This is a genomic window from Pseudomonas sp. KH_021 (assembly GCF_057838865.1).
Genome location: NZ_CM174477.1, coordinates 3,494,952 through 3,521,353 on the forward strand (window position 1 = coordinate 3,494,952; position 26,402 = coordinate 3,521,353).

The following is a 26,402-nucleotide window of genomic DNA, read 5'->3' on the forward strand; positions in this document are numbered from 1 at the left end:
CCTGCCCTCGGGCTTGGTCGCAATGCCCTGCCCTTGTGTAGGAGCAGAGCTTGCTCGCGATGAAATCGACGCGGTTTGTATGAATGACCGCGGTGATGCTATCGCGAGCAAGCTCTGCTCCTACAGGTCATCGGGCGCAGTCGTGCTTGAGTTCGATCAGGGTTACGCCGGGGTGGGCGAAGCCGGCCTTGAGGGACGCTTGCAGTTCATCCAGGCTTTGCGGTTCGCTCACTGTGCAGCCGTAGGCACGGGCCAGGGCGGCGAAGTCCGGGTTGCGCGGCAGTACGCCAATCGGCTCGATATCCAGACTCAGCATGTCGTCGCGAATCTGCCCCAGGGCATCGTTGTTCCAGAGCAGCACCACCAAGGGGCTGTCCAGCTCTTCCACCGCCGTGGCCAATTCCTGAGCGGTGTAGAGAAAACCGCCATCGCCCACCAGCACCAGGCCTGGCCGTTGCGGCGCACCGAACTTGGCGCCGATACCGGCGGGCAAGCCATAGCCCAGGGTGCCGTAGCCGGTCGGGTGCAACCAGCTGCGCGGCGCACGGCTGGCGAAGGCGTAGTTGCCGGTGTAGGCCAACTGGGTCATGTCGGTGCTGATAAAGGCGTTGTCAGGCAGTTCCGCCTCGATGCGCGCCAGGATCGCCTGGTGGATGGTCTGCAACGGCCCATGGCTTTGGGCAACCGCCGCCTTCAACGTGGCGACGGCATCAATCGCAGCCTGGCTGGGGCGTGGCGCATCCGGCATCTGCGCCAGCAACGCGGCCAGGGTGGCACGGGAGTCGCCCTGCAAGGCCACGGCGCACGGATAGAAGTCGTTGAACTTGCGCGGGTCGATATCGATCCGAATCAGTTCGCCACTCAGCGGCAAGCGCTCGCGCCAGAAGTCGGTATCGGCCATTTCCGTGCCCACCGCCAACACCACATCGGCCTGTGCGATCAGGTCCCAACCGGGTTGCACGCACAGGGTGGAGCCTGCGTTAAGCGGCGCATCGGGGGCCAGCAAGCCCTTGCCGGCCACGGTGCTGAACAGCGGTGCGGCCAGTTGGGTGCTCAATGCCTGCAGTTCAGCGCCCGCCTCCACGGCGCCACCGCCAGCAATGATCATTGGCCGGCGTGCTTTGTTGAGGGCAGCCACCGCTTGCTCAAGCGCGCTGCTGGCAGGTACGCCACGGCTCGGGCGACGCACGACGTCGCTACTCCAATCGCGAGCCACGGGCGCTGCCAGCACGTCCAGGGGTACGGAAATATGCACCGGCCGAGGTCGCTCGCTGTCGAACACGGCGAAGGCACGGGCGATCAACTCGGGCAGGTCCTGGGCGCTCAGGGCCACGGCCGAGAACGCGGTGATCGGCGCCGTCATGGCGCGCTGATCCTGAGTCTCGTGCAGACAGCCCCAGCCCTTGCCCAGGCTCGCCGTGTGGTTGACGCTGGAAATCACCAACATCGGGATCGAATCGGCGTAGGCCTGGCCGATGGCCGTGGCAGCATTGGTGACCCCGGGGCCGGTGATGATGAAGCACACACCAGGCTTGCCAGTGACCCGGGCATAGCCGTCGGCCATAAAACCCGCGCCTTGCTCGTGGCGGGTCAGTACATGACGAATACCGCTACCGGGTAGCCCACGGTAAAGCTCAAGCGTATGCACGCCGGGGATACCGAACACGGTATCGACGCCGTAGTTGGCCAGCAGGCGCACCAGCGCCTGGCCTCCAGTCAAAGTCGTTTCAGCTTGCATGTTCAGTTCCTCACTCATCAGCCCAGGCGAATTAACGCATCGACTGCGACCGTGCCCTGGGCACCGATCAATAATGGGTTTACGTCCAGTTCCAGCAGCGTTGCGGCGTTTTCGCAGGCGTAGTCGGCCACCGCACGGATAGCACTGACCAGTGCCTCCAGGTCTGCCGCCTCACGACCGCGAAAGCCTTGCAGCAACGGCGCACTGCGCAAGCTCAGCAAGGCGGCGCGGATAGCGCCGTCGGTGGTCGGCAACAGCAGGCTACGGCTGTCCTTGAGGAGCTCCACCAGGATGCCGCCCGCGCCAATCACCAGCGCCAGGCCAAAACCGTTCTCGCGCTTGATACCCACGATCATTTCCGCCAGCGGTGGTGTCGCCATGCGCTCCAGCAACAGCTGGTCGAACGGCACCTGCGGCGCGTAGTCGGCGATGCTCTGGCGCATCGCATCGATGGCAGCCAACAAGGCTTCATCGTTTTTCAGGTTGAGCGCTACAGCGCCCGCCTCGGTCTTGTGCGGCAACTGGGCGCTGACCGCCTTGAGTACCAGCGGATAACCCAATTGGGCGGCAGCCGCCTGTGCTGTATCAGCCGTGCACAGCTGGCCTTGCGGCGTAGGCAGGCCGAAGGCGCGCAAGGCTTGCTTGGCTTGCCATTCATCCAGCAGTTGGCCTTCGCCTTCCAGGGCTTGCGGGCAGATCGGCGTCAAGGCCGATTCGCCCAACGCCAGCAAAGCGGTACGGCGCTGTTGGTAGCGGGCAATTCGCCCCCAGGCGGCCAGGCCATCTTCAACACCCTGTAGCGCGGCAATACCCTTCCCGTGCAGATAGTCGCGAGCCGACGCTGGCAACAGTTCCGGGAAGGCCGAGGTGACAAAGCCGGTCTTGCCGTGGCGTTCCAGGGCTGCGCAATAGAGCGACAGTAACAGGTCACATTCCTTGCGCTCCCCGGTGAACTCGGCGGGGTAATCGAGGACCAGCATCGCGGCATCGGCCGGCGTGCGCAGGGCGCTGTCGAGCATACGCTCCAGCGCGGCTTCATCCCCCCAGATAGCGGTGGTGAAGTCCAGCGGGTTGACCAGGTTGGCGTAAGTAGGCAATACCTGCGCCAGCTCGTCGCACTGGGATTGATCCAGCGATGGCAAGGTCAGTGCGTTGCGCTCGGCGTAGTCGGCAATCAACCCCGCGTCACCGCCCGAACAGGCCAGTGCCACCAGGCTCTGGCCCTTGGGCAAGTTACCGCAAGCCGCAGCCTTGAGGGTTTCGGCAAAGCTGACCGGGCCCGTGACGCGAATCACGCCCAGCCGTTCGAACAGGCTGTCGTACAAGGCGTCGGAGCCGGCCAGCGAACTGGTGTGGCTGAGCGCCAGTTCTGCGCCCAGCTGCGAAACGCCGGTCTTCAGGGCAATAATCGGGATGCCCTTCTCCAGCGCTTTATGGGCGGCGCGAGCAAAGCCCGGGACATTCTTCAGGCCTTCCAAGTGCAGGCCGATAGCTGTGACGCGCGGTTCATCGAGCAGCACGTCCATCAGTTCAGCCACACCCAGTTGCGCCTGGTTACCCACCGAGGCCATGTAGGCCACTGGCAGCGAGCGGTCACTCATGGACAGGTTGTAGGCGAAGTTGCCGCTCTGGGTCAGGATCGCCACACCCTTTTCAACGGACTTGCCGCCATGGGCCACCGGCCACAGGGCCGAGCTGTGCAGGTAGTCCAGCAGGCCGTAGCAGTTGGGGCCCAGCAGCGCCATGTCGCCGGCGGCTTCAAGCAACTGCTGTTGCAGCGCCAGGCCTTCGGCGCCGGTTTCGGCAAAGCCTGAGGCGTAGCAGATCGCGCCGCCTGCGCCTTTGGCCGCCAGTTCAGCGACACAGGTCAGGGTCAGCTCGCGGTTGGTGGCGATAAACACCGCATCCGGTGCGCAGGGCAAGGCCGCCACCGAAGGCACGCAGGGAATGCCCTCAAGGCTTTCGTGCTGCGGATTGACCAGCCACATCTGGCCCTGGTAGCCGCCTTCGGCACAGCGCTTGAGGGCCCGGGCCATGCTGCGTCCGCCCACGAACGCCAAGTGGCGTGGGGCGAGCAGACGCTTGAGGTTTTCACGCAATGTTGGCGTCATGACTGTTCTCCCGGCTTAGCGCAGCAACGGCCGCAGCAGTTCGCGGGAAATGATATGGCGCTGGATTTCCGAGGTGCCTTCCCAGATCCGCTCGATTCGGGCGTTACGCCAGATGCGTTCGATCGGCCCTTCGTCCATCAGCCCCATGCCACCAAAGATTTGCACCGCTTCATCGGCAACCCGGCCCAGGGTTTCGCTGGCGAACAACTTGGCCATGCCAGCCTCGCCGTCAGTCATGCTGCCCTGATCCATCTTCCAGGCGGTGTGCAAGGTCAACAGTTCAGCGGCGCGAATTTGCGTAGCCATGTCAGCCAGCTTGAACGACACGCCCTGATAGGTGCCGATCGGTTGGCCGAATTGCTTGCGATCCGCCGACCATTGCAGCGACAAGTCCAGTGCCCGCTGAGCCTGGCCGACGCAGTTGGCCGCGACCATCACGCGCCCGGCAGTCAGCCAGGCGTTGGCCACTTCCCAGCCCTTGCCGACTTCGCCCAGCACCTTGGAGGCTGGCACGCGGCAGTCGTCGAAAAACATCTCGTAAGTGTGATAGCCACGGTTGCTGACGCACTTGGGACCACGGCGGATGGTCATGCCGGGGGTATTGCGGTCGACCAGGAAGGAGGTCACTGCGTTGCGCTTTTTGCCGTTGTGCTCGTAGGTGTCGGTGACGGCGAAGACAATGGCGAAATCGGCATGGCCGGCATGGCTGATAAAGTGCTTGCTGCCATTGATGACAAAGTCATCGCCGTCGCGCACTGCACGGGTCTTGATGGCGTTGGCATCGGAGCCCGCGCCCGGTTCGGTCAGGGCGAAGCAGTCGGTTTTCTCACCCTGGATGCACGGCAGCAGGTAGTCCTGGATCTGTTGGCCCTTGCACGCCATGAGGATCTTCGAAGGCCGCGCGACAAACACATGCAGGGCCCAGGAGCACTTGGACAGCTCCCGTTCGATCAGGGCCTGGGAGAAGTAGTCCAGGCCGCCGCCGCCCACTTCCTCAGGCATGTTGAAAGCGTAGAAGCCAGCAGCGATGGCCTTGCCGCGAATCTGCGCGGCCAGCTCCGGGGAGACAGCATCGGCGCGATCGACTTCTTCTTCATGGGGCAGCAATTCTTTGGCGACGAAGCTTTTGACGGCTTCAACCAGCATTTCGTGTTCTTGGGTGAGCTGAAAGTTCATGGCGATTCCTTATTGTTGGTTATTGGCCAATGAAGGTAGGGGTGCGTTTTTCGATGGCAGCGCGCAGTGCTTCCGCGCCGTCCTGGCTGCGCCCGCAGAGCAAGCCTGCGGCCAGTTCTGCCTGGAGCTGCTCGGCCAGCGTGCGCTGGGCGCCCTCGCGAATCAGTTGTTTGGTCTGGGTGAAGGCGAAGGTCGGCCCGCTGGCCAGACGCGAAGCCAGTTCCAGGGCCTGGGTGGCCAACTGATCGTCGGCGCAAACCTCGCTGACCAGCCCGGTTGCCAGGGCCCGGTCGGCTCCCCACAACTCGTCGAGGAACAGCAGGCGCTTGGCTTGTTCGCTGCCGATCAACCGTGGCAGGTGCCAGCTGGCACCCGCATCGGGGGAATAAGCCATGGAGGTGTAGCCGGCCTTGAAGCGCGCTGACTGCGCGGCGATTCGAAAGTCACAGCACAGGGTCAGGTCCATGCCGGCGCCGACCGCTGTGCCGTTGATGGCGGCGATGGTGGGCTTGCCAATCTGATGCAAGCAGGCCATCAAAGCGTGGGCGGTTTCCGTCCAGCCATAGGTTTCCAACGCGCCGCGGGCCTCGGCGTCGGCCCATTCGGCGAGGTCTGCCCCGGCACAGAAACTGCGACCGCTGCCGGTCAGCACCAGCACGCGCACAGCAGGGTTGGCCGCATGGCTTTCGAGCAGCGCATGCAGGGCCTTGAGTGTCGGGATATCCAGCGCGTTGCGCTGGGCTGGGCGATTGAGCGTGATCCAGGCCACACCAGCTTCTACTTGGCTGAGCAGAGACGATTGAACAGTCATGCGAGTCCTCGGATTGTTGTGTTTGTCTTGAGGTGGGAGACGACTTGAGGGCGATACTAAACGAGTGTTCAACAAGGCGGCAATGGGGTAATTGAGGTTGTTACATCTTCGAACAACTCGTGACAAAGCGGGGTCTGTGATTGATGACAAACCCCTGATTTTCCTGATGAATTGCGGTATGGGCATCACTCTCTGTAGGAGCAGGGTTTACCGGAATGCCGGACCACCGCGATGGCCATAGGTATCTACACATCTTTTGGTGTACTGCATTTCGTAGCAGTGGACGAGTAGAACGAGGCCACGTCCGGCTGCGCAGCAGTAGTAAAACCTGGCACTTCAGTATTCAGATACACCGCGAGTACAGGCTTTGCGAGGACTACGTCCCCGGACCTGGCCTCGCTGAACTCGTCTACTGCTACGAATGTAGCCGCTGACGAGGTACGAGGCTGCGATCGGCAGCGAAGCGGCCGTAAAACCTGAGACCGTAATCCATCAGGCACACCGAAGGGCCTGAATTTACGACGGCTTCGCCGCCGATCGCAGCCTCGTACCTCGGCAGCGGCTACAAGAGCCGCGCTGCCCCAGAATTGTGTAGATACCTATGCTGCGATGGCCGCACCGCGGTGTATCAGGAAGACCGCGTCGTCTGCATCGCGGGTAAACCCGGCTCCTACACGAATGCCGGACCACCGCGATGAACGCACCACGGTTTGCCAGATGGATTGCGGTGTGGCCACCGCAATCCATCAACGGTTTCAGACCGATGGAACAGTGGCCGCCACCTCACCCCGGCGCCGACGCTGAATCACGAAGTACGCGCCATAACACAGGGCCATGAATCCACCGCCCCAATACAGCGAAGGCCGCTGCGTGGGATCAATCGCCAGGAACACGAACAGCGAGCAGCACAGCGCAATGCACGCCAGCGGTATCCAAGGGAAGAACGGCGCGGAGTACTTGAGGTCGCTGACCTTGCCACCGTCACGAATGAACTCACGACGGAAACGGTACTGGGCCAGCGCGATCACGATCCAGGTCACGGTACCGGCCATGCCGCTGACGGCCATCAGGACCATGAACAAGGTGTCGGCCGCGACGAAGCTGGTCAGCAATGACAGCAGGGCAAAGCACAGGGTGATGCTCAACGCTCGCAGCGGCACGCCACGGGAGTTGATGGTCGCCAGGCTGCGCGGCGCCATGCCGGTTTTCGACATGGACCAGAGGATACGCGTCGAGGCATAGAGGCCCGAGTTACCCACCGAGAGGATCGCGGTCAAAATCACGAAGTTCATGAGATCGGCGGCGTAGGGAATGCCGACCATGTCAAACACCTGCACAAACGGGCTTTCCATCAAGCCAGCCTGTTGCCATGGCACGATGGCCGACAGCACGATGATCGCCAGCACGTAGAAGATCAGCACACGGAACACCACGTTGCGCACGGCGCGCGGAATGCTTTTCTCCGGCTCGTCGGTTTCACCCGCCGCAACACCCATGATCTCGCAGCCCTGGAAGGCATACACCACGGTCATCATCACTGCGAACACCGCCGAGAAGCCGTTGGGGAACAGCGAATCGCCCAGCAGGTTGGACATCATCGGCGCCGGTTCACCGCTGCTCAGCGGGATGCCGCCAAAAATGACCATCACGCCGACCACGATAAAGCCCAGGATCGCGGCCACCTTGATGCCCGAGAACCAGTATTCGGCCTCGCCGAAAGCACGGGTCGCCAAGGCGTTGAGGCCAAACAGCACGCCGACGAACAACGCCGACCAGTACCAGATCGGCGTGTCGGGGAACCAGCGGGTCATCAGCATGCCGGCGGCGGTGAACTCAAGGCCCACGGTGGTGGCCCAGCTCATCCAGTACACCCAGCCGATCATAAAGCCGGTCGCCGGCCCGATATAGCGCGTGGCGTGGGCCTGGAATGAGCCGGACACCGGCATCTGCACCGACAGCTCGCCCAGGCAGACCATCACCAGGTACATCAGCAGCCCCGCCACCAGGTAGGCCAGCACTGCCCCAAACGGCCCGCCCTGGTTGATGGTGACGCCCGAGCCCATGAACAACCCGGTACCGATCACGCCCCCCAGGGACAGCATGAAGATATGCCGGCTTTTCAGTGCCCGCTTCAGGTGAATGCCATCTCGTTCTTTGGCTTCAGACATGGAACACCTCCCGCACAGCGGTGAGGTGAGCAAATGACGACGGGGTGTCGTCACGAAGGAAAGGATCAGCGTTACGGTCTGTCATTATTATTATCTCCAATAAGCCTTGAAGACCGCCCAAGGGACGGTTGCTAGCGATTATTGGAAAGCCATGTAAGCGCGCGATGTACATCAGGATCAAAGATGTAAAAAAACGTAACAACTTTGTGCAGGCCGCGCAGAATCAGGCCTGCAGCAGGGTCTGCAAGGTGTCGTCGCAGGCTTTCAGACGGGTATTGAACTCGGGTAGCAGCCGTTGCAGCCGCTCAACGTCATCATTGAGTGCTGTTTGCTCCATCGCGCGCAAGGTTTGGGCCAGGCCACTGAAGCCCAGCGAGGCGCAGCTGCCCGCCAAACGGTGCGCCAGATGCGCGGCTTCTGCGCAATCACCAGCCTGCACAGCGTCAAGCAACGCCTGCCGATGCTGGCCGAGTAATCCCTGGAGTACGCCCAATAAACCCAGCAGTTTCTGTTCGCCCAACAAGCTGCGGTGGGTTTGCAGTAGCTGCATGTCCATCTGCTCATCATCACTGAGCATTGGCGCGGTCGTCGGTTGGCCCGCCAACGCCTGATGCAAGTCCGGCAGACGAAACGGCTTGGCCAATACACCTTGCATGCCCGCGGCCAGATATTCGCTGACCGCCGCCGGCTGTACCCCAGCCGTCAAGGCAAAGATCCGCGCATGGCGATTAGGCCCGGGTTCGCTGCGCAGTTGCCGGCACAGCTCCACGCCCGAGCGCCCCGGCAAATGCACATCCAGCAGGATCAATTCAAAGGCTTCGCGTTGGCACAGCAGCAGTGCCGACTCGGCATCCGCGGCCAGGCTCACGCGATGCCCATCACGTGCCAACAAGCCGCTGACCACCTCGCGGTTCAGTGCCACGTCTTCTACCACCAACACTTTTAAGGCGGGCCCTGCCTGGGACGACTGCACGGGAGGTAACGTCTGACGCCCCGCATCGAGGTGCAATTCGAACCAGAAGCAACTGCCCTGCCCCAGCTGGCTGTCGACCCCGATCTTGCCACCCAGGCGCTCGACCAGATGCTTACAGATCGCCAGGCCCAATCCGGTGCCGCCGTAGCGCCGCGCCACGGTTTCGCTGGCCTGGGTAAATCGCTCGAAGATTTTCTCTTGCATCGCAGGTTCAATACCGATGCCATCGTCGCTGACACTGACCTGTACTCGCTGCCCGCTTTCCAGGCTGTCGAGCACGTCCAGTTCGACGCGAATCTCGCCGCGCTCGGTAAATTTGATGGCATTGGCCAGCAGGTTGCTCAGGACCTGACGCAGGAACTGCTCAGCCCCCCAAAAGTGTTCCAACAATGAGGGATCGACGCGCAAGTGCAACGCTGTACCATTTTCCCGCGCCTTGGGCTCCAGCAAGGTAATGACTTCTTCGCACAACTGGCGCAAGGAGAAATCCACCGGCTGCGGGCGGCTTTCACCCTCCTCCAACCGTGCGAAGTACAGCACCTCGTTGAGAATCGACAACAACCCCTCGCCGGCCTTGCTCAAGGCTTGCAACCGGCGTGCATCCAGCTCACTGAGCGGCGCCTCGCGCAACAGTTCGGCCATGCCCAGAATGCCGTTCAAGGGCGTGCGCAATTCGTGGCTCATGGTGGCCAGAAAGCGTGACTTGGCAAGGTTGGCAGCCTCGGCGTCGTCCTTGGCCCGTAGCAGGCTGGCCGTGCGTCGCTCGACCTGGCGCTGCAGTTCGTCGCGCTTGTCCTGCAAGGCCAGGCGGTCTTCTTCGCGGCGATGAATATCGCTGAGAATGGCTTGGCGCATATCATCCAGGGCATGGGCCACGGTGTCGATTTCATCCGCGGCGTCAGTAGGGCGCCGTGCCAGATGCAGGGGTTCTTGCCAGTCGCCGTCGGCAATGCGCCGGGCAAAATCGGCCATGACTTGCAGGTGCCGCGTCACCAGGCGGTAGAACAAGCCGGACAACACCACGGCCAGTCCGCAGAGAAACACCCCCATCCACAACAGGCTGGTCAAGCCTGAGACTATAAGGCGTCGATACACTGCGCCCAGATCGACACTGACCTCAAGCTCCCCCAGCTCTCGCACTTCGCCGCTCGGCGGCTGGTAGCGCAAGGCAAAGCGCTCGATACGCAGCGGGCCGGCAGGATCAGGCACGCCTTGCAGCAACTGAAAATCAGCGCTGTTCAAGCGCACCCGCGCCACATCGGGAAAGTCCACCAGGCCACGCAACTGAACAGTGAGCAGCTCTTGGTTGAGGTCCCAGAGGCTGCGGTCGAGGCTTGCCAGATAGCCGTCGCGGATCAATTGCAAGCGTGCATCGATGTCGCGCATTTCCCGGCGATATTCAATGTACAGCTGCACGCTGCTGGCCAGCACGGTAAAGCACAGGCTGAACAGCAGGATATACAGCAACAGGCGGCGCAACAGGCCACTGGGACGGGTAATCATCGGGCACCTGCCGGCTGTTTGAGCATGTCACGGTAGCTCGCTTCACTTTCATCCAGCCAGCGCAGGATCTGGCCGCTGTCGACCATCTGCTTGAGCTGCGCGTCGATCTCTGGCATCCGCTCGGCAAGCGGTGATTGGCGAGAAACTGCCAAACGCAGAGAGTCCACGCTCAGCGCCTTGGGCAAGGCCTGGATATCCGCCGCGCCCGGCAGATGCTCGACATACAGCTCGCCGGTGCGACGCTCATGGGTGATGAAGTCGATGCGCCCGCGAATCAGTTTGCCGAAGTTCTGCTGGCTGTCGGAGACCCATTCGATGTTGCCGTGGCGCGCCACGAAACGGTCGAAATCCGGGCCGTAGCTTTCTCCGAACAGCAGGCCGCCGCGGTATTGGGCCAAGTCCTCAAGGCGCTCGAATTGCAGCGGATGGCGACGATTGACAAACACCGCGACCTCCTCGCGCAACACCGGCACGGTCGAAAACCGAAGGTTTTTTTCGCGCGAGGGCGAGCTGTAGGCGAGCACCACATCGACTCGCCCCGAAGCCGCATCGAGCAGACAACGCTGCCAGTTACCCAGCACCACGATCTGCACCTCGTACCCAAGCTTTGCAAACACCGCCTTGACCACCGTCGGCGCCAGGCCGCGAACCTGCGTGCCGTCACTCCAGGAAATCGGCGGGTACACCGGGTAGTCGCAATAGCGCACTATGGGTGCCGCCAGGGCCTTTGCACCCAGCAGCACCATTAGTAGCGCGAGCCAGCGCACGCGGGTCAGGCCGCTGAAACGCTGGCGCTGAACAGATAGCCGGCGCCGTGAATGGTGATGATCAAGTGCGGCTCGGCCGGGTCGTCATGCAGTTTGCGGCGCAGGCGCCCCACCAGCACGTCGATGGAACGGTCGTTGGGCACCCATTCACGGTTGCGGATCTGATCCATCAATTGATCGCGGCTCAAGGTGTGGCCGCTGTTGCGTAAAAAGACGCACAGCAGCTGGAATTCGCCATGGGTCAGCAGGGTCTCGCCGCCGTCGCGGTCGATCAGTCGGCGTCGATCAGTGTCCAGTGCCCAATGGGAAAACTGCTTGAGCGACGGGCGTTGCACCGCAGCAACCGGCGCCTTGACCTGTGCATGGCGAACCCGGCGAATCAGGTTCTTGGCCCGCGACACTAGCTCACGGGGGTTCAAGGGTTTGATCACGTAGTCATCGGCGCCGCATTCAAGGCCGACGATTCGGTCGATCTCGTCGTTGCGGCCGGTGATCAGAATGATCCCGACCTCCGAACGCACCCGAAGCTCACGGGTCAGGGTCAGGCCGTCCTTGCCGGGCAGCCGTATATCGAGCATCACCAAGTCCACCGGGGAGCTGGCCAGATACACTTCGGCCTGCTCGGCCGTGCTGGCGCAGTGCACGTCGTAGCCTTCCTGTTGCAGGTAGGTCTGTAGAAGTTCACGAATCAGCGGATCGTCATCAACGATCAGTACCCGAGGAGTCATCGCTTGGAATCCTGCCAGTGCCACCGGCCGCTGGGCCGGGGGTCGTTTCTTATTAGAAGTTTTGCCTGCGGCCAGGGCCGCGCCGAGGCAGAGTAGCCATTGCTGAACGGGTGATCAACAGTTCTCGGTCGCCGCGCAGAATCGCCGATGACCGCCACTTTGCAAGCCGTCCACCCAAGCTTCGCAAATCTGGATGCCCTGGGCCGGTGAAAAAGTCCCGGGGTTCAGGCCCGACTCCAGCCACAAACCATCGAGCAAAGCGCTCAGGCTGATGGCCGCCAGTTCGGCATCGAAGGCGGGCCAGCCCTCCTCGGTGGACAGCTCCAGCAACACCTCGCGCAGCACCGCACGGTACTCGCCATAGGAGTGTTCGTGAGCCAGGCTGATCGCCTCGGCGGTTTTCACCGCGCCCCAGAAGGCCAGCCAGGCATCGAGCAGGTGTGGGTCGAGCAGTTCGGCACAGAACGAGCCGTTGAAGAACGCCGACAACCGTGAGCGGGCGCCGGGTGGCGCGGCGTCCACGGCGCCGCGCAACAGCCCCAGTACGCGGCCGGTAATCGACAGGTACGCCTCGGCGACCAGTTCATCCTTACCGCAGTAATGATGATTGATCAGCCCCACCGAAACCCCGGCCTGGGCGCTTATCTTGCGGATCGAGGCGCCCTGAAAGCCATAGAGCTTGAGGCAGGTCAGCGTCGCCTCGATCAGATTGGCCTTGCGCAACTCCGGCTCCAGCCGGGAAAAACGAGCTTCCTGGTTCATGCGTGCACCTGTGCTGTTGTCGGTCTTCTTCGACCCAGGTCATTTGCCTGGGTGTGCGTTGAACGACTGTACAGCAAGCAGGGGGCACAACGTCAATCGCGATAACCGGGCGCCACTCGATCCGCCAGCCGCAATAGCGCGGCCCAGGCCAGTTGCAGGCCATCCGGGTCGCTTAGTTCTCCCGGCGCCAAGGCACGCGCGGGGGCGTTGAATTGGCGCTCGGTGTGTTCACAGACTTCATGCGACGGCAGCACCAGCTCGCCTCCGGCCTGGGCCGCCAGTTGGATATCGCAAGCCTTCTCCAGGTAATACATGCGCAGGAACGCCTCGGCCACGCTGCTGCCCACCGACAACAGGCCGTGGTTACGCAAAATCATCACCGATTTATCGCTCAGGTCCGCCACCAGGCGACGTTGCTCGTCCAGGTTCAGGGCGATGCCTTCGTAGTCGTGGTAGGCCACGCGCCCGTAGAACTCCATGGAAATCTGGTTGACGGGCAGCAGCCCAGCCTTTTGCGCTGCGACCGCGCAGCCCGCGCGGGTGTGGGTGTGCAACACACACTGGGCATCCGCGCGCGCGGCATGGATGGCGCTGTGGATGACAAAGCCTGCCGGGTTGACGACAAATTCGGACGGTTCGACCGGGTTGCCGTGAAGGTCGATCTTGACCAGGTTGGACGCCGTGATTTCTTCGAACATCAAGCCGTAGGGGTTGATCAGGAAGTGATGTTCAGGCCCCGGCACGCGCACCGAAATATGGGTAAATATCAAATCAGTCATTCGAAAATGCGCGATCAGCCGATAACAGGCAGCCAATTGTTCACGCAGTTGACGTTCAGTGGTGGCGGCGCTGTGCGCGAGGTCGTTCATGCGGCGGGGCTCCTCGGAGGATAGGTTCGGTTGCCAGACGTTAATCCATCCAAGTAAAAAAACAAGTTGATTTTTTACTGGCGGTAAATTTCTATAGGGAAAACAAAACCGCCCGAATGGGCAAAAAAGGAGCTTGTCCATGCCGTCGCCCGCCGCCTTCACGCACCTGTTCGAACCGTTGCAGATCCGGGGCAAGCGCCTGAAAAACCGCATCATGTCCAGCGGTCACGACACCTCCATGCCGACCGACAATCTGGTCAACGAACAATTGATCGCCTATCACCGGGCTCGCGCCGAAGGTGGCGTGGGGCTGATCGTGCTTCAAGTCGCCGGCGTTCACGACAGCGCCCGCTACACCTCCCATGTGCTGATGGCCACCGATGATCGTTGCATCGAAGGCTACCGCCAGCTCGCGGACGTCTGCCATGCCCAGGGGACGGTGGTGTTCTCGCAATTGTTCCATCCGGGGCGGGAGATCATGGAGTCGGCCGACGGTTTGCTCAGCGTCGCCTATTCGGCATCGGCGGTGCCCAACGAACGCTTTCGAGTCATGCCCCGCGCCCTGGACCAGAGCATGATCGACGAAATTGTCGCCGGCTACGGCGCTGCGGCCAGGCGCCTGTATCAAGCGGGGCTGGACGGCGTAGAGATCGTTGCCAGCCATGGCTACCTGCCGGCGCAGTTCATCAACCCGCGCGTCAACTGCCGTACCGACGGTTACAACGGTGAGCTGGATCAGCGGCTGCGGTTTGTACGGGAAGTGATTGCAGCGGTACGGGCCGCCACCGGCGAAGACTTTGTCATTGGCCTGCGCATCAGCGCCGATGAGCGCGACGAACAGGGCCTGAACGAAGACGAGTCGCTGGCCGCAGCCCTTGCCCTGCAAGGGCTGCTGGATTACCTGCATATCGTGGCAGGCACTTCGGCGTCGCTGGGCGGCGCGGTGCATATTGTCCCGCCGATGGCGGTTGAAGCGGCCTATCTGGCTGGCAATGGCGGTACCTTCAAGGCGGCCCTGGATATCCCGCTGTTCGTCACCGGCCGCATCAACCAGCCCCAGGAAGCCGAGTCGATGCTTGCCCGCGGCCAGGCCGATGTCTGCGGCATGACCCGCGCCTTGATCTGCGACCCGAAAATGCCCGGCAAAACCCTGAACGGCCAAAGTGAGGACGTGCGCGCCTGTATTGCCTGTAACCAGGCCTGCATCGGGCACTTCCACAAGGGCCTGCCCATTTCCTGCATCCAGCACCCGGAAACCGGTCGGGAGTTACACTTCGGCACTCAGATACCTGCGCAAAAACGCAAGCGCGTGCTGGTGGCCGGTGGCGGCCCGGCCGGCATGAAAGCTGCCGTTGTCGCCGCCCAGCGCGGCCATGACGTGACCCTGTGTGAGGCGAGCAGCCAGTTGGGTGGCCAGGTGTTGCTGGCGCAACTGCTGCCGCGCCGCGCCGAGTTCGGAGGGGCCAGCACCAATCTGCAGCGGGAAATGGCCTTGGCCGGCGTGCGGGTACTGCGCAACACCCCCGTCGACCGGGCGATGGTGGAGCGTGAACAGCCAGACTGCGTGATTGTCGCCACCGGTGCCGCGCCTTATTGGCCCACCTTCGAGCGGGCGGGCGATCTGCAAGTGGTCGACGCTTGGCAAGTGCTGCGTGAGGAAGTGACGCTGGGGCGCTCGGTGCTGGTCTTCGACTGGCGCTGCGACTGGATCGGCCCGGGCATTGCCGAACGCCTGCTGCGCAGCGGCCATCAGGTACAGCTTGCGGTCAATGGCACCCACTGTGGCGAAAACCTGCCGCTGTACGTGCGCGACCAGATGGCCGGTGAACTGCACCGGCTGGGCCTGCCCATCACCCCTTACGCCCGCCTGTATGGCTGCGACGACAACACGGTCTACCTGCAACACACCGCCAGCGGCGAGCCGATGCTGTTCGAGGGCATCGACACGTTGGTGCTGTGCAATGGCCACCAGCCCGTGGACACCCTGGCCGAACAGCTACAAGGGCTGACCGACGTGCACCGCATCGGCGATTGCCTGGCGCCGCGCACGGCCGAAGAGGCGATTTTCGAAGGCTTGCAAGTCGCCTGGGGGCTGTGAGGTTGTTTATACTCCGACGCTTTGCTGCGGATTCGAGCTGCTTATGATTTCTCGCCATATCCCCGTGGCGCCTGCCGCCGATGCCGCGCAGACGCACTTTCTGGGCACCCGCATCCGCGGCCTGCGCAAGCGCCGCGGCATGACCTTGGCCGAGCTTGCCGACAGCTGTGAGCTCACCGCAGGCTACATCAGCCAACTGGAGCGCAACCTCGCCTACCCGTCGATCCCGGCGCTGTTCAATATCGCCCGCAGCCTGGGCGTGACCATCCAGTGGTTTTTCGCCAGCGAAACCAACAGCGACCCCGATGACAATGGCTACGTGGTGCGCAAGAACAGCCGCATGGCGATCCATTACGAAGACGGCATGGTCGACCATTTACTCACGCCGCAACCCAATCGACAGCTGGAGATACTCCATTCGAGGTTTCCCCCCGGCACGTATAGCCACGAGAATTACAGCCACGAAGGCGAGGAAGCCGGCTACCTGCTCAGCGGACGTTTTGAACTCTGGGTTGGCGAGCGGCATTTTTTGCTGGAAGAAGGTGACAGTTTCAGCTTTTCAAGCCAGGAACCACACCGTTATGGAAACCCCGGCGAGGTCGATGCGGTGGTGATCTGGGTGATCACCCCGCCGACCTTCTGACAACGTTTACAGGGCCACTCATGAACGACCTGATCCAAAAAGAACAAAGCGCTGGTCTACTCACCCTCACCCTCAACCGCCCGGACAAGCTCAATGCCTTGAGCAATGCCATGTACGACCGGCTGGCCGACTTGTTTTTCGCAGCGGCTGAAGACGATAGCGTGCAGGCCGTCCTGCTGACCGGCAGTGAACAATGCTTTACTGCGGGCAACGACCTTCAGGACTTTCTCGACAACCCACCCAAGGACATGGACAGCCCCGCCTTTCGGCTGATGAGCGCAGTGGTTGCGCTGGACAAGCCGCTGATCGCCGCTGTCTGTGGCGCGGCCATCGGCATTGGCACCACCGTGCTGCTGCATTGCGACCAGGTGTTTGTCACCCGCGCCGCCAAACTGCGCATGCCATTCGTCAACCTGGGCCTGTGCCCGGAGTTCGCCGCGAGCCTGTTGCTACCCCAGCGTATCGGCCACGCGCGGGCGGCAAAATTGTTGCTGTGGGGCGATGGCATCAATGGTGCCCAGGCGGTGGAATGGGGCCTGGCCAATGAAGCGTTCGAAACCGGCGCAGAGTGCTTTAAGGCCGCGCACGACGCCGCCAAGCGCGTGATGGCGCTGCCTCAGGAGTCGGTGCGGATCAGCAAACGGTTGATGAAAGCGTCGCAGCAGGCACTGCTGGAAGAAACGCTGCGCGAGGAGAACAAGCGGTTTGTGGAGCGGCTCAATACCCCAGAGGCAAGAGCCATCCTGAAGGGCCTATTGGCAAAATCCTAAACCCGTGTGGGGGATTGGCAATCTCTTGGCCCCCCCTAACAAATGTGGGAGCTGGCTTGCCAGCGAATAGCTTCACTGCGGTGTGTCAGACATACCGCAGTGAAGTTATTCGCTGGCAAGCCAGCTCCCACAGACTGTGACTCTGAAATTTTATATCGGGATCGCTACTCCTCTTCCTCTTCTTCCTCCTCGTCGGACCGATAGGCCATTTTCGGCAACGAAGAACCCAATCGATACTCGCCCAGGCAGCAATGACCTGTCTGCGATCCATCTTCTTCCGGTGACTTCAAGATCTCCAACTCTTCACTCATAGGCTTGCTCCTGGGTCGATGACTGACTGTTTCCATCCTAGACCATACAGTCACACATGCCGGCCATTCGTCCGGTGGCCCGTTCACCGCCGATGTATTGTTTTACTCATCGACAATTTTTCCATTGACGCGGATGACTGGTCTGCGCTTTTCAGCAAAGCCGCACAATTCGTCGATGGCCCTCGGGAAAGTGGTGTAGGGCACGTTGTACTGGATGAACTCGGCCAAGCACTCCGGGAAGACATCCCAAATCAGCCACAAGACTCGCAGCGGTACCATGATGGGGGCCCAGCACTTTCCTTTTCTGCTGGAGAGGCTGTTGAGCAATGCCTTTTTCCATTCGTGGAAGCGTCGGAAGGTGGCTTGTCGGCGGGTCATTTTGGGGCGCAGCGGTGGCGGCTCGGGTAGGCCCTGAGGGCCGTTGGCCATGAAGTGTTGCAGGTAAGACCAGAGCGATTTGGCGGACTTATCGCCATCCAATATCCCCAGATTACCGCAGGCGATGCACACTTCTGCGGGCTGTTTCAGGCTGAAGTTGACTCCGATCAGGTACAAGGGGTGGCGGGTGGTGTTGGTGTTGATGGCGGGAATATAGCCGGCCAGAACTTCCAGACGATCCCAGTCGAGGACATGCAGATGCTTTTGCCCGGGGAAGACGAAGTAGAGCTTTCGAGTACGGCGATGGATACGGATGAACGAGCCGCGACTGCGGTGGCTGCCGCTGAGAAGATAGAACAGAGCTCCGAACAATGGGCAGAGCAGCGAACACGACACTATCGTGATCATCAGATCGACTGTCAGCTTTTCACTATCGACGATGGAAGAAAGTAGTGCGATGCAAATCATTGCCACGTTCAATGCCATACCTATAAAGAAAGAGGAGGCATTTTTATTTAGGTTGGAAAAGGTTTCCAACTCGATACAGTGATCGTTTACCCGGCGTACTCCATCCGCTTGCGGCGGTTCACCGGTGGAGTAAGCCTGATGAAGCGGCGTGCCGCCGTAACGCAAGCTTTTGGGGAGGCGTTTGATAGTGCTCATGCAGGGCCCTTCACTGGTTCAAGTATCGACTCATCAATGGGGTCGCTAAACCATCCACTGGAAGTGAAGACCAAGGGTGCGGGGGCATTGGGCTGAGTCAGCGCCAAATCGGGCTGCTCACTGAAGTTGGGGTGATACAGGTACTCAAGGGAAACCTGTGCACTCTCATGCATAGTGATCTTCCAATCACGATGACTTCCCATTTCCTCATCACGGCGAAGCAGGTACTGGCGGCGATAATCAATACCTGGGTGGCCCATAGCGTGAACAATGGGGCCTTCTATCAGGGTGAGCGCTTGTTGATCGAGCGTAACCTTGAGTTTCCAGGCAAATCGCTCGCCTTCCATGGAACTGGGGAGGGTGCAGTCGATGGTAAGCAGGCCGATATCAGAGCCAACTCTGCTCTCCCAATCGGCGCTGATCCGCGGGCGGTAGAGCAGGCTGTAGAAAGCGTCCAGTTCCTCGTGATGCTCGTAGTGCTTCGCATGCTCGCCCCAGGCGCTATGCTTTAGCCAGGTTGCTACGGGGCCGTGCTTGGCGTCCTCGGCCTTCACCGTAAAGTAGATGGCGGTGCCCAATGCGATCAGCGCAACAATCGCCCAACCAGCCGGGGTCAACCCCAGTACAGCAACGACCCCTGCGCCTCCTATCAACGTTGAGGCTGTGGCGATCCCCCCGGCGGCTGTCGCCAGCGTCAAGGCAGAGCCCGCCAACGTGGCTCCCAGGTACATCCGAGCCTGCTGGTGATTGCGCTCACGAAGGGCATTAGCTGTATTGATCCCGTCAGTCAGCGCATATACACCCGCTCCAGCCGCTCCAAAAGTAGCCGCCCCATATTTAGCGGATAAAAATTTTGCAGTAGTCACGAGCGATGTATTTCCTCTTCGGGTGGCCGCAATTGCTACACCAGCAGCGCCGACTTCTATGCTCGATCCAATCAAGGTCAACGTCGCAGCTATAGCTGAAGTCACAGTGGATGTTTCAGGGGATTTCATGAGCCCATTGATAGATATCCACATCCCCAACACAGCCGCCACCCCACCCACCCCTACAAACAAATGCCCCGCTGGCCCCCGTAATTTCTCCAGAGCCCTGATCAACGGATTCCCTTCCAGCGGCACCGCGCGAGTCGGCGGTAACGCCGTACGCTGAGCCGGCGCCTTGTCCAGCACTCGGTAGTCAGTCTCCCCCACCTTCACCCACTCATAGATCTTGACCCGCACACCGACACTGTCCGCTTTCAAACTGCTGACAACACTCAAGTTCCAACGCTGCGCCAGCTCCGGCCCCAGCTTCTTGAAACCTTCGAGCTCGCGCACGTAGTGCAGGTACTTGCCCAGGCTGATCTCGTGCTCGATCAATGTGGCGTTGAAGCGCATTTCCAACACATGGCGCAGCCGACGCACCAGCACGTCCGCGCGGTGTGCATCCGGCAGGGCCTGGAACAGGGTAACCAAGGCATTGGTGGCGGGGGTGGCGGCGTGTTCCTCCAGGTAGGTGTCCAGCACGTTGAACACGCTTTTGCTGACGTCACTGGATTTCGCCAGCCGGAACAGGAGGTCGGGATTGCCCTGGGACACGGCCTGCCAGTAGGGGCTGGTGTCGACGGGCGCATCGATCAGGGCGGCCAACTGTCGGCGGCCCGGCTCGCTGTGCACCAACGCGCCGATGCACTGGAACACCGTTTCTTCGTACGCCTGGGCATTGCCCAGCACCGTCAGGTCGAAACATCTGAAGGCCAATTTCAGTGATTGATCGGTTTGTAGCAGCCGGACCCAGGCACTGACGTCCGCGACCGCCCGGTCGATGGGTGGCTCGAACACGGCGAGTCGCTGGGCATAGGTGTCCCGGAAGTGCTGCAGCTCAGACCATTTCACCAGTTCCTTCTGCTCGGCCAGCGTTGCGCTCATGTGGAGGGGGTGATTCTGCTCGAAGTAGCCTTTGATCAACTGGGCACTGGTGAGTTTATGGGCGTTGTCGGCGGCAAAGCGGGTCTTGGCCTGCACGGCCTGGGTGGCCAGGTAGTTGAGTTCGCTGGTGAGGCCAATGGGATCGTGCAGCACGACCGCCAGGGTCTCAAGGTCGGTGCGCATCATCAGCGCCCGGCGCATTTCGGCCTCGATCCTCCCAGCCTTGAGCGGGAGTGACTGCTGTTCACTCCAGGGCATGAGCGGCGCGGCGCCAGGCCTCAAGGTGTGGGGCTGGAAAGACGTCAGTCCCGGTGCGGCCAGTTCCGGCACCTGTTCGCCCAGCTGTGTGCTGAGCAGCGTGTGGGGTTGCCCGCCGCCTGCGGCCGGCTTCACTGCGGTGGCCAGGCGGCTGCGCAGCTGATGGGTGTCCTCCTCGATCTGCCAGAGGGTGGAATGGCTGAGCAGGGTTTCGCTGACCAGTAGCCAGACCGTGTCGGCCATGTGGGTTTCGGGGGCGGGGAGATACGCGGTGGCACCGAACACATCCGGGCGAGAATGGCGACCGGGCGTCGGGTCGGCCTCGTCTTCGGCGCTCCACCAGAGGGCGGCGAAGCGCGCGTCCTCGGTGACCTGATAATGCTGGGTCCACATGCGCCCGCCCTTGAAATAGAACAGGTAGACATAGCTGCCGGGGCGCAACACGCGCAGGCCATAGGGCTTGTTGCCTTGCAGCGGCGGATAGCCCGTGGTGTCGAGGTGCGGCAATGCCGTCCGGTCGAAGGGGCGGTCGGTGAGTGCATAGCGCAACGGGTAGAGCGGGATGCAGCGTTGGCACGGCAGGTTGCGAATAAACTGGCCCACCACGGGCTCACTGGGGTGTGGAGGTTGCAGGGCTTTTTTGTAGCTGATCATGGGGGGCGATTCCGGCGGCCTGAAGGTGGCATTTCCATCGATTTTGATGGATGAAGCCGACAGGGCAGGATTGATGCCGAAGTGGAAAGTTGAGATGTAAATTGATATTAAAATCCTTTAAAAACATTGATTTATGATTTTTTTAAAGGTTTATCAAAATGTGTTTTGGCGCATCAGCTGGGGGCGAAGCATGAAAAGCGCAGGATTGCCGAGACAGAATTGGCCTGCTGTTCTTAATAGCTTGGTTTTACTGGGGTTAGTCGGGCCAGATTTGGCTTGATGGCAGAAAAATCAGGTCAGAAATGGCCCTGTAGGAGCGAGGCGTCATTTCAAACCAAGACGTCGGCGCATTTCGGCAGTGATCGACTGACGCGTCTTGGCAAGCTGCACCCAGGGGTCTTCAGAAAGCTCGTCCAGACGCTCGAACAGGTTGCGAATGTTCCAGGTATTGGCGCCCTTGATCTGCGCCAGTTCTTCCCTGAACAACGGCACTGAAACCGGCAGCCCTTCACGGCTGCGCACCCCATAGGCACAGGCGGTCGTGGCGCCCTGGCTGTTGCGCAAGTAGTCGATGAAAATGCGTCCGACCCGATTTTTTGGCCCCGAGACTGCGCTGATACGCTCGGGCATCAACTGCGCCATGTGCTTGACGATGGCGTGGCTGAAGGCCTTGACCTCATCCCAATCGTGCTTGCGAGTCAGGGGCACACAAATATGGATGCCCTTGCCTCCGCTGGTTTTAAGGAAAGATTTCAGGCCCAGTTCGTCGAGCAGCGTCAGGGTCAGTTGGGTCGCCTCCTGCATGCTTTTCCAGGGCAATGCCGGGTCCGGGTCCAGGTCCAGGATAAAGCGATCCGGCCGCTCGAGATCCTTGGACGTCGCATTCCAGGTGTGCAGTTCAATGGCATTCATCTGCACCGCGCCGGCCAGCGCCTTGGCATTGTTGATGATCATTGCCGGTTGCCCGGCCTGCTCCTTGTCCAAGGTAACGATGCCCGGTATCGCTAGCTTCTCGGCGTTTTTCTGGAAGAACAGTTCACCGACAATGCCCTCCGGTGCCCGCACCAACGCCACGGGCCGATCCTTGAGGTGCGGCAGGATCCACGCTGAAACCCGGTCGTAATATTCGGCCAATTCAAGCTTGGTGGCGCCGCAGGACGGATCAATGACCCGGTCGGGATGGGTAATGCGCGAGGCAGGCTTGGGCTTGTCCTGGGTAATCTGTTTGGCCGGTTTGTCTGTACGCAACCCATGGAAGACTGCATGACGCACCGACCCCTCCTGGGTGATCTCGGCATAAGCCACTTCGGCCAGTAATTCAGGCTTGAGCCAGTGCACACCCTTGGCTTCGAAGCCGGTCGGCGGGTTGACCACCGCAGGCTGCTTGACCTCCAACGGCAGTAGCTGCTGGTAAAGGGTCTTGAGCGTCGTTTCGTTGAAACCGGTGCCCACCTTGCCGGCGTAGCGCAATTCGCCATTGTCGGTATCGTGCAGACCCAGTAGTAATGCGCCAAAAGCGCTGCGCGAACCTTTCGGATCGGTAAAGCCGACCACCACGAATTCCTGGCGCCGGTTGCACTTGAGCTTGATCCAGTCAGTGCTGCGGCGTGACACGTACAGGCTGCCCCGGCGCTTGCCGATCAGGCCTTCCATCTGCATCTGGCAGGCGCTATTGAGCAGGTCGTCGACGGGCTCGTCGAAATCTTCGGAAAAGCGCAGCCTGTCGTCCTTGTTACCCGCCAGGACCTTGCCCAATGCCTCGCGGCGCTGCTCCAACGGGGTATCGCGCAAGTCCATGCCATTGAGGTAGGGAACATCGAACAGGTAATAGAGGATGCTTTCGCTGTGGTGCTCATCGAAGGCGTTCTGCAGTGCCTGAAAATCCGGCACACCGTTGTCGTTGTTGACCACCATCTCACCGTCGAGCCAAGCCGACTTAAGCTTCAGGCCCGCCAGCGCCTTGGCCTGGTGCGGCAGTTTGGCTGTCCAGTCATGGCCATTGCGGGTAATCAGTTGGACCTTATCGCCTTCGATGCGCGCCACGATCCGGTAGCCGTCGAACTTGATCTCATAGCGCCAGTCGCCTTCGGGCGCTGAAGTCACCAGCGTCGCCAGTTGCGGTTTTAGCAGCTCAGGCATTTTTGCCTTGCGGGCATCTTTATACTGATTGGCCACGGGTTTGGCGGGCGGTTTGCTCTGGACAATGCTGCGATCGCTGATCACGCTGTCGGGCGCCTCGACCAGCACGTCGTACTCCCCTTGCGCTCGCGCCGCCTCGTCACGGTGCTTGACCAGAAACCACTGCTCCTTCTTGCCGTCCAGGTGGGTTCGAAACAGGTTCCAGATTCCGCCCAGCTTTTCGCCCTGCAACTCGAACTTGAGCTTGCCCTTTTCATAGCCTTCTTGTGGGTCGCCGATGGGCAACCACACGCCCCTGTCCCAGACAATCACATCGCCTGCGCCGTAGTGGCCTTCGGGGATATGGCCTTCAAAGTTGGCGTAGTCCAGCGGGTGATCTTCGACATGGACGGCCAGGCGCCGCACTTTAGGGTCCAGCGATGGCCCCTTGGGAACGGCCCAGCTCTTGAGGCTGCCGTCCAGCTCCAGGCGAAAGTCATAATGCAGGTGCGAGGCGTCGTGCTTTTGAATGCAGTACTGCAAGGCGTGGGCCGCCTTTTTTTTGTGCCCAGCACCAGCAGGCTCTGGCGTGGCATCGAAGTTGCGCTTGCGGTGGTATTCCTTCAGGGACTGACTCATGGCGGCGCCCTCCTTTGTTGTAGAGAGCGCCGCCGAATCGAGGAGTTCAGATCAGCTCATCGACCTTCTGACAGCGTCTGTTCAGACGACCAGCAGTATCCTCGCTCACCGCTCGACTAGACTGGATTTTCCTCAACCTTACACGGAGCAGATGACGATGCGCTGCATGGTGATAGTCAAGGCCACCCGGGAGTCAGAGGCCGGCGTGATGCCAAGCCAGGAGCTGATGACAGCGATGGGCAACTTCAACGAAGAGCTGGTCAAGGCCGGTGTCATGGAGGCTGGAGAAGGCCTGCATCCCACCTCAAAAGGCGTGCGTGTGCGATTCGATGGAGATTCTCGGGAAGTGATTGCCGGACCTTTCCGGCCGGAGAGTGAACAGATCGCCGGTTTCTGGCTGTTCAAGGTCGCCTCACTCGATGAAGCCATTGAATGGATTAAACGCTGCCCGCCGCCAATGGAATCCAGCTGTGAGATCGAGATCCGACCGTTGTTCGAAGCCGAAGATTTCGGCGAAGAATTTACCCCAGAACTGCGCGAGCAAGAACAACGCCTGCGCGAACAGGTTGCGCAAAAAAACAAATAGGTCTTAATGGAGCCGACTATGAAAATCAATCCGTACCTGATCTTCAATGGCAATTGCAAAGAAGCGTTCACCTTTTACGCACAAGCACTGCAAGGCACGCTGGAAATGATGATGACCTTCGGCGAGTCGCCAGCGTGCGACCATATGCCGGAAGAACTCCATAACCTGATCATCCATACCCGGCTGATCGTGGGCGACCAAGCGCTGATGGGCTCCGACACCACACCAGACCGGGCAACCAGCGGTTTCCAAGGGTTTTCGGTGTCGTTGAATGTGGACACCGTCGCTGAGGCCGAGCGCGTGTTCAAAGCCCTGACCGCAGGCGGCAAGATCGACATGCCGCTGGAGACCACCTTCTGGGCCGTGCGCTTCGGCATGCTGACCGACAAATTCGGCGTAGCCTGGATGGTCAACTGCGAAAAAGAGGTCGCCTAACCTATACCCTGTAGGAGCCAGCCTTGGCTGCGATGACCACACCGCGGTATATCAGGCAAACCGCGGTGCGTTCATCGCAGCCGAGGCTGGCTCCTACGCTGGCCAACGCCACGCCGGCCCATCGAACTGCCCCTGCCCCGCCACCTCCGTTTGCCCCATGTTTTTCTCCAGCACGATACTGTTGCAGTGCTCATGCCGCTCAAGCGCCGCAATCAAACGGCTGGCATGAGACACCACCCAAACCTGGCAGCGCTCGCAGGCACTGACGATCAGGCGTGCCAAAGCCGGCAGCAGGTCGGGGTGCAAACTGGTTTCCGGCTCGTTGAGCACCATCATCGAAGGCGGCCTGGGGGTCAGCAAGGCAGCCATCAACAGCAGATAGCGCAAGGTCCCGTCCGACAACTCGGCGCCGCTCAGGGGGCGCAACAAACCCTGCTGATAAAAACGCAGGCTGAACAGCCCTCCCGCGGGTGCATCGATTTCCAGGCGCGCCCCAGGGAAAGCGTCCGCCACGGCGGCCTGCAGGGCCTCGGCGTCGCCCACCTCGATAATGGTTTGCAACGCAGCTGCCAGATTGCGGCCATCGTGGTGCAGAACAGGGGTACGCGTGCCCAATTGCGGCTGGCGCGCCGGAGCCTCGCGGTCGGTACGGAAATGATCATAGAAGCGCCAGCCACGAATGCTCTCGCGCAGCACCAGCACCTCCGGGGAGGCCCGCAGGTTGCCGACCTGATCAAACAAACTGTCGAACGCCTGGGCATGCATCTGCACCACATCCCATTCGCGGCCTTGCCGGGTGCGGATCGCCGGGCCGTGGCGGTCTACCAGCAAACTGGCGGGACGATAAGAGGTGCCCGCCCAGATACATTCACGCTTGATCTCAGGGTCTAGCTTGAAGGCCGTCGGATAGGGCAACGGCTCTGGCATCCCCAGGGAAATGGCGAAACCAAAGTCCTCGCGGGCGAAGCCCAACCGCAAGCGCTTGGCTTTATTCGAGTGACCGCCCTGCACCGGCACCTCGCCGCTACGCATGCGCCGGCTGACCACTTCAGGCCCGGCCCACCAGGTGGAATCCAGCCCGCCTTCCTGAGCCAAGGCTTCTACCACCCCGCCTTGGGCCGTTTCGGCTAACAGTCGCAGGGCCTTGTACAGATTGGATTTACCGCTGCCATTGGCGCCGGTGATCAGATTGAGCGGGCCCAAGGGCACGATCAGGTTATTGATCGATCGATAGTTGGCCACGGCCAGGGTGGTGAGCATGCGGCAGGTGTCCGTATCTGGCGTCAGAAAATGCTACCTAGGATGGGTCATGCACGAAATTGCATCAACCAAC

General features: G+C 61.1%; 20 protein-coding genes. 5 read left to right on the plus strand and 15 right to left on the minus strand.

Features of this window, described 5'->3' with window-relative positions:
* Window positions 1–127: 127 nt before the first annotated feature.
* The 10 genes from AC3IX4_RS16135 to AC3IX4_RS16180 all read right to left on the minus strand — a co-directional run bounded on the left by AC3IX4_RS16135 (window position 128) and on the right by AC3IX4_RS16180 (window position 13,606).
* Complete coding sequence (locus AC3IX4_RS16135) at window positions 128–1,756, minus strand: 5-guanidino-2-oxopentanoate decarboxylase (RefSeq protein WP_489256437.1); 1,629 nt, start codon at window positions 1,754–1,756, stop codon at window positions 128–130.
* Window positions 1,756–3,849 (minus strand): acetate--CoA ligase family protein, encoded by a 2,094-nt coding sequence (locus AC3IX4_RS16140; protein WP_489256438.1) that lies wholly within the window; start codon window positions 3,847–3,849, stop codon window positions 1,756–1,758. Before AC3IX4_RS16140 ends, AC3IX4_RS16135 begins: the two co-directional genes overlap by 1 nt.
* 15 nt (window positions 3,850–3,864) lie before the next feature.
* Window positions 3,865–5,025, minus strand: coding sequence for an acyl-CoA dehydrogenase family protein (locus tag AC3IX4_RS16145; protein ID WP_489256439.1), 1,161 nt, complete (start codon window positions 5,023–5,025; stop codon window positions 3,865–3,867).
* A gap of 19 nt (window positions 5,026–5,044) precedes the next feature.
* Window positions 5,045–5,836 carry an enoyl-CoA hydratase/isomerase family protein gene (locus AC3IX4_RS16150; RefSeq protein WP_489256440.1) on the minus strand — a complete coding sequence of 264 codons (792 nt, stop codon included), beginning with the start codon at window positions 5,834–5,836 and terminating at the stop codon, window positions 5,045–5,047.
* 755 nt (window positions 5,837–6,591) lie between these two features.
* Window positions 6,592–8,004: an amino acid permease gene (locus AC3IX4_RS16155; RefSeq protein WP_489256441.1), complete on the minus strand. Its 1,413-nt coding sequence runs from the start codon at window positions 8,002–8,004 to the stop codon at window positions 6,592–6,594.
* Between the two features lie 223 nt (window positions 8,005–8,227).
* A complete protein-coding gene (locus AC3IX4_RS16160; protein ID WP_489256442.1) occupies window positions 8,228–10,480 on the minus strand; it encodes an ATP-binding protein in 2,253 nt (750 codons plus the stop codon).
* Entirely contained in the window at window positions 10,477–11,226 is a 750-nt protein-coding gene (locus AC3IX4_RS16165; protein WP_489261298.1) for a substrate-binding periplasmic protein, read from the minus strand. The genes AC3IX4_RS16160 and AC3IX4_RS16165 overlap by 4 nt, the downstream gene beginning before the upstream one ends.
* Before the next feature lie 26 nt (window positions 11,227–11,252).
* Entirely contained in the window at window positions 11,253–11,975 is a 723-nt protein-coding gene (locus AC3IX4_RS16170; protein ID WP_489256443.1) for a response regulator, read from the minus strand.
* Window positions 11,976–12,089: 114 nt separating this feature from the next.
* Window positions 12,090–12,737 carry a TetR family transcriptional regulator C-terminal domain-containing protein gene (locus AC3IX4_RS16175; protein WP_489256444.1) on the minus strand — a complete coding sequence of 216 codons (648 nt, stop codon included), beginning with the start codon at window positions 12,735–12,737 and terminating at the stop codon, window positions 12,090–12,092.
* Between the two features lie 92 nt (window positions 12,738–12,829).
* Window positions 12,830–13,606 (minus strand): class II aldolase/adducin family protein, encoded by a 777-nt coding sequence (locus AC3IX4_RS16180; RefSeq protein ID WP_489256445.1) that lies wholly within the window; start codon window positions 13,604–13,606, stop codon window positions 12,830–12,832.
* 139 nt (window positions 13,607–13,745) lie between these two features.
* On the opposite strand from AC3IX4_RS16180, the gene AC3IX4_RS16185 reads away from it, so the two are divergent.
* Genes AC3IX4_RS16185 through AC3IX4_RS16195 form a run of 3 tightly spaced genes read left to right on the plus strand, consistent with a single transcriptional unit; the run spans window position 13,746 to window position 17,117 of the window.
* Complete coding sequence (locus tag AC3IX4_RS16185) at window positions 13,746–15,704, plus strand: oxidoreductase (protein WP_489256446.1); 1,959 nt, start codon at window positions 13,746–13,748, stop codon at window positions 15,702–15,704.
* A 43-nt stretch (window positions 15,705–15,747) separates the two neighbouring features.
* Entirely contained in the window at window positions 15,748–16,347 is a 600-nt protein-coding gene (locus tag AC3IX4_RS16190) for a helix-turn-helix domain-containing protein (protein ID WP_489256447.1), read from the plus strand.
* A 20-nt stretch (window positions 16,348–16,367) separates the two neighbouring features.
* On the plus strand, window positions 16,368–17,117 hold the full coding sequence (locus AC3IX4_RS16195; protein ID WP_489256448.1) for an enoyl-CoA hydratase-related protein: 750 nt from the start codon (window positions 16,368–16,370) through the stop codon (window positions 17,115–17,117).
* A 164-nt stretch (window positions 17,118–17,281) separates the two neighbouring features.
* On the opposite strand, the gene AC3IX4_RS16200 is transcribed toward AC3IX4_RS16195, so the two are convergent.
* The 4 genes from AC3IX4_RS16200 to ligD form a co-directional block, all read right to left on the minus strand.
* Window positions 17,282–17,428, minus strand: coding sequence for a hypothetical protein (locus AC3IX4_RS16200; protein ID WP_489256449.1), 147 nt, complete (start codon window positions 17,426–17,428; stop codon window positions 17,282–17,284).
* Window positions 17,429–17,530: 102 nt separating this feature from the next.
* Complete coding sequence (locus AC3IX4_RS16205) at window positions 17,531–18,469, minus strand: DUF6708 domain-containing protein (protein ID WP_489256450.1); 939 nt, start codon at window positions 18,467–18,469, stop codon at window positions 17,531–17,533.
* Window positions 18,466–21,291, minus strand: coding sequence for a toxin VasX (locus tag AC3IX4_RS16210; RefSeq protein ID WP_489256451.1), 2,826 nt, complete (start codon window positions 21,289–21,291; stop codon window positions 18,466–18,468). The genes AC3IX4_RS16205 and AC3IX4_RS16210 overlap by 4 nt, the downstream gene beginning before the upstream one ends.
* 324 nt (window positions 21,292–21,615) lie before the next feature.
* Window positions 21,616–24,048 (minus strand): DNA ligase D, encoded by a 2,433-nt coding sequence (gene ligD, locus AC3IX4_RS16215; RefSeq protein WP_489256452.1) that lies wholly within the window; start codon window positions 24,046–24,048, stop codon window positions 21,616–21,618.
* A gap of 157 nt (window positions 24,049–24,205) precedes the next feature.
* Between ligD and AC3IX4_RS16220 the strand changes: the two genes are divergently transcribed.
* Complete coding sequence (locus AC3IX4_RS16220) at window positions 24,206–24,634, plus strand: YciI family protein (RefSeq protein ID WP_489261299.1); 429 nt, start codon at window positions 24,206–24,208, stop codon at window positions 24,632–24,634.
* Window positions 24,635–24,652: 18 nt separating this feature from the next.
* A complete protein-coding gene (locus AC3IX4_RS16225) occupies window positions 24,653–25,069 on the plus strand; it encodes a VOC family protein (RefSeq protein WP_489256453.1) in 417 nt (138 codons plus the stop codon).
* 93 nt (window positions 25,070–25,162) lie between these two features.
* Here the strand turns inward: AC3IX4_RS16225 and AC3IX4_RS16230 are convergent, their stop codons facing one another.
* Entirely contained in the window at window positions 25,163–26,329 is a 1,167-nt protein-coding gene (locus tag AC3IX4_RS16230) for an AAA family ATPase (RefSeq protein WP_489256454.1), read from the minus strand.
* Between the last annotated feature and the right edge of the window lie 73 nt (window positions 26,330–26,402).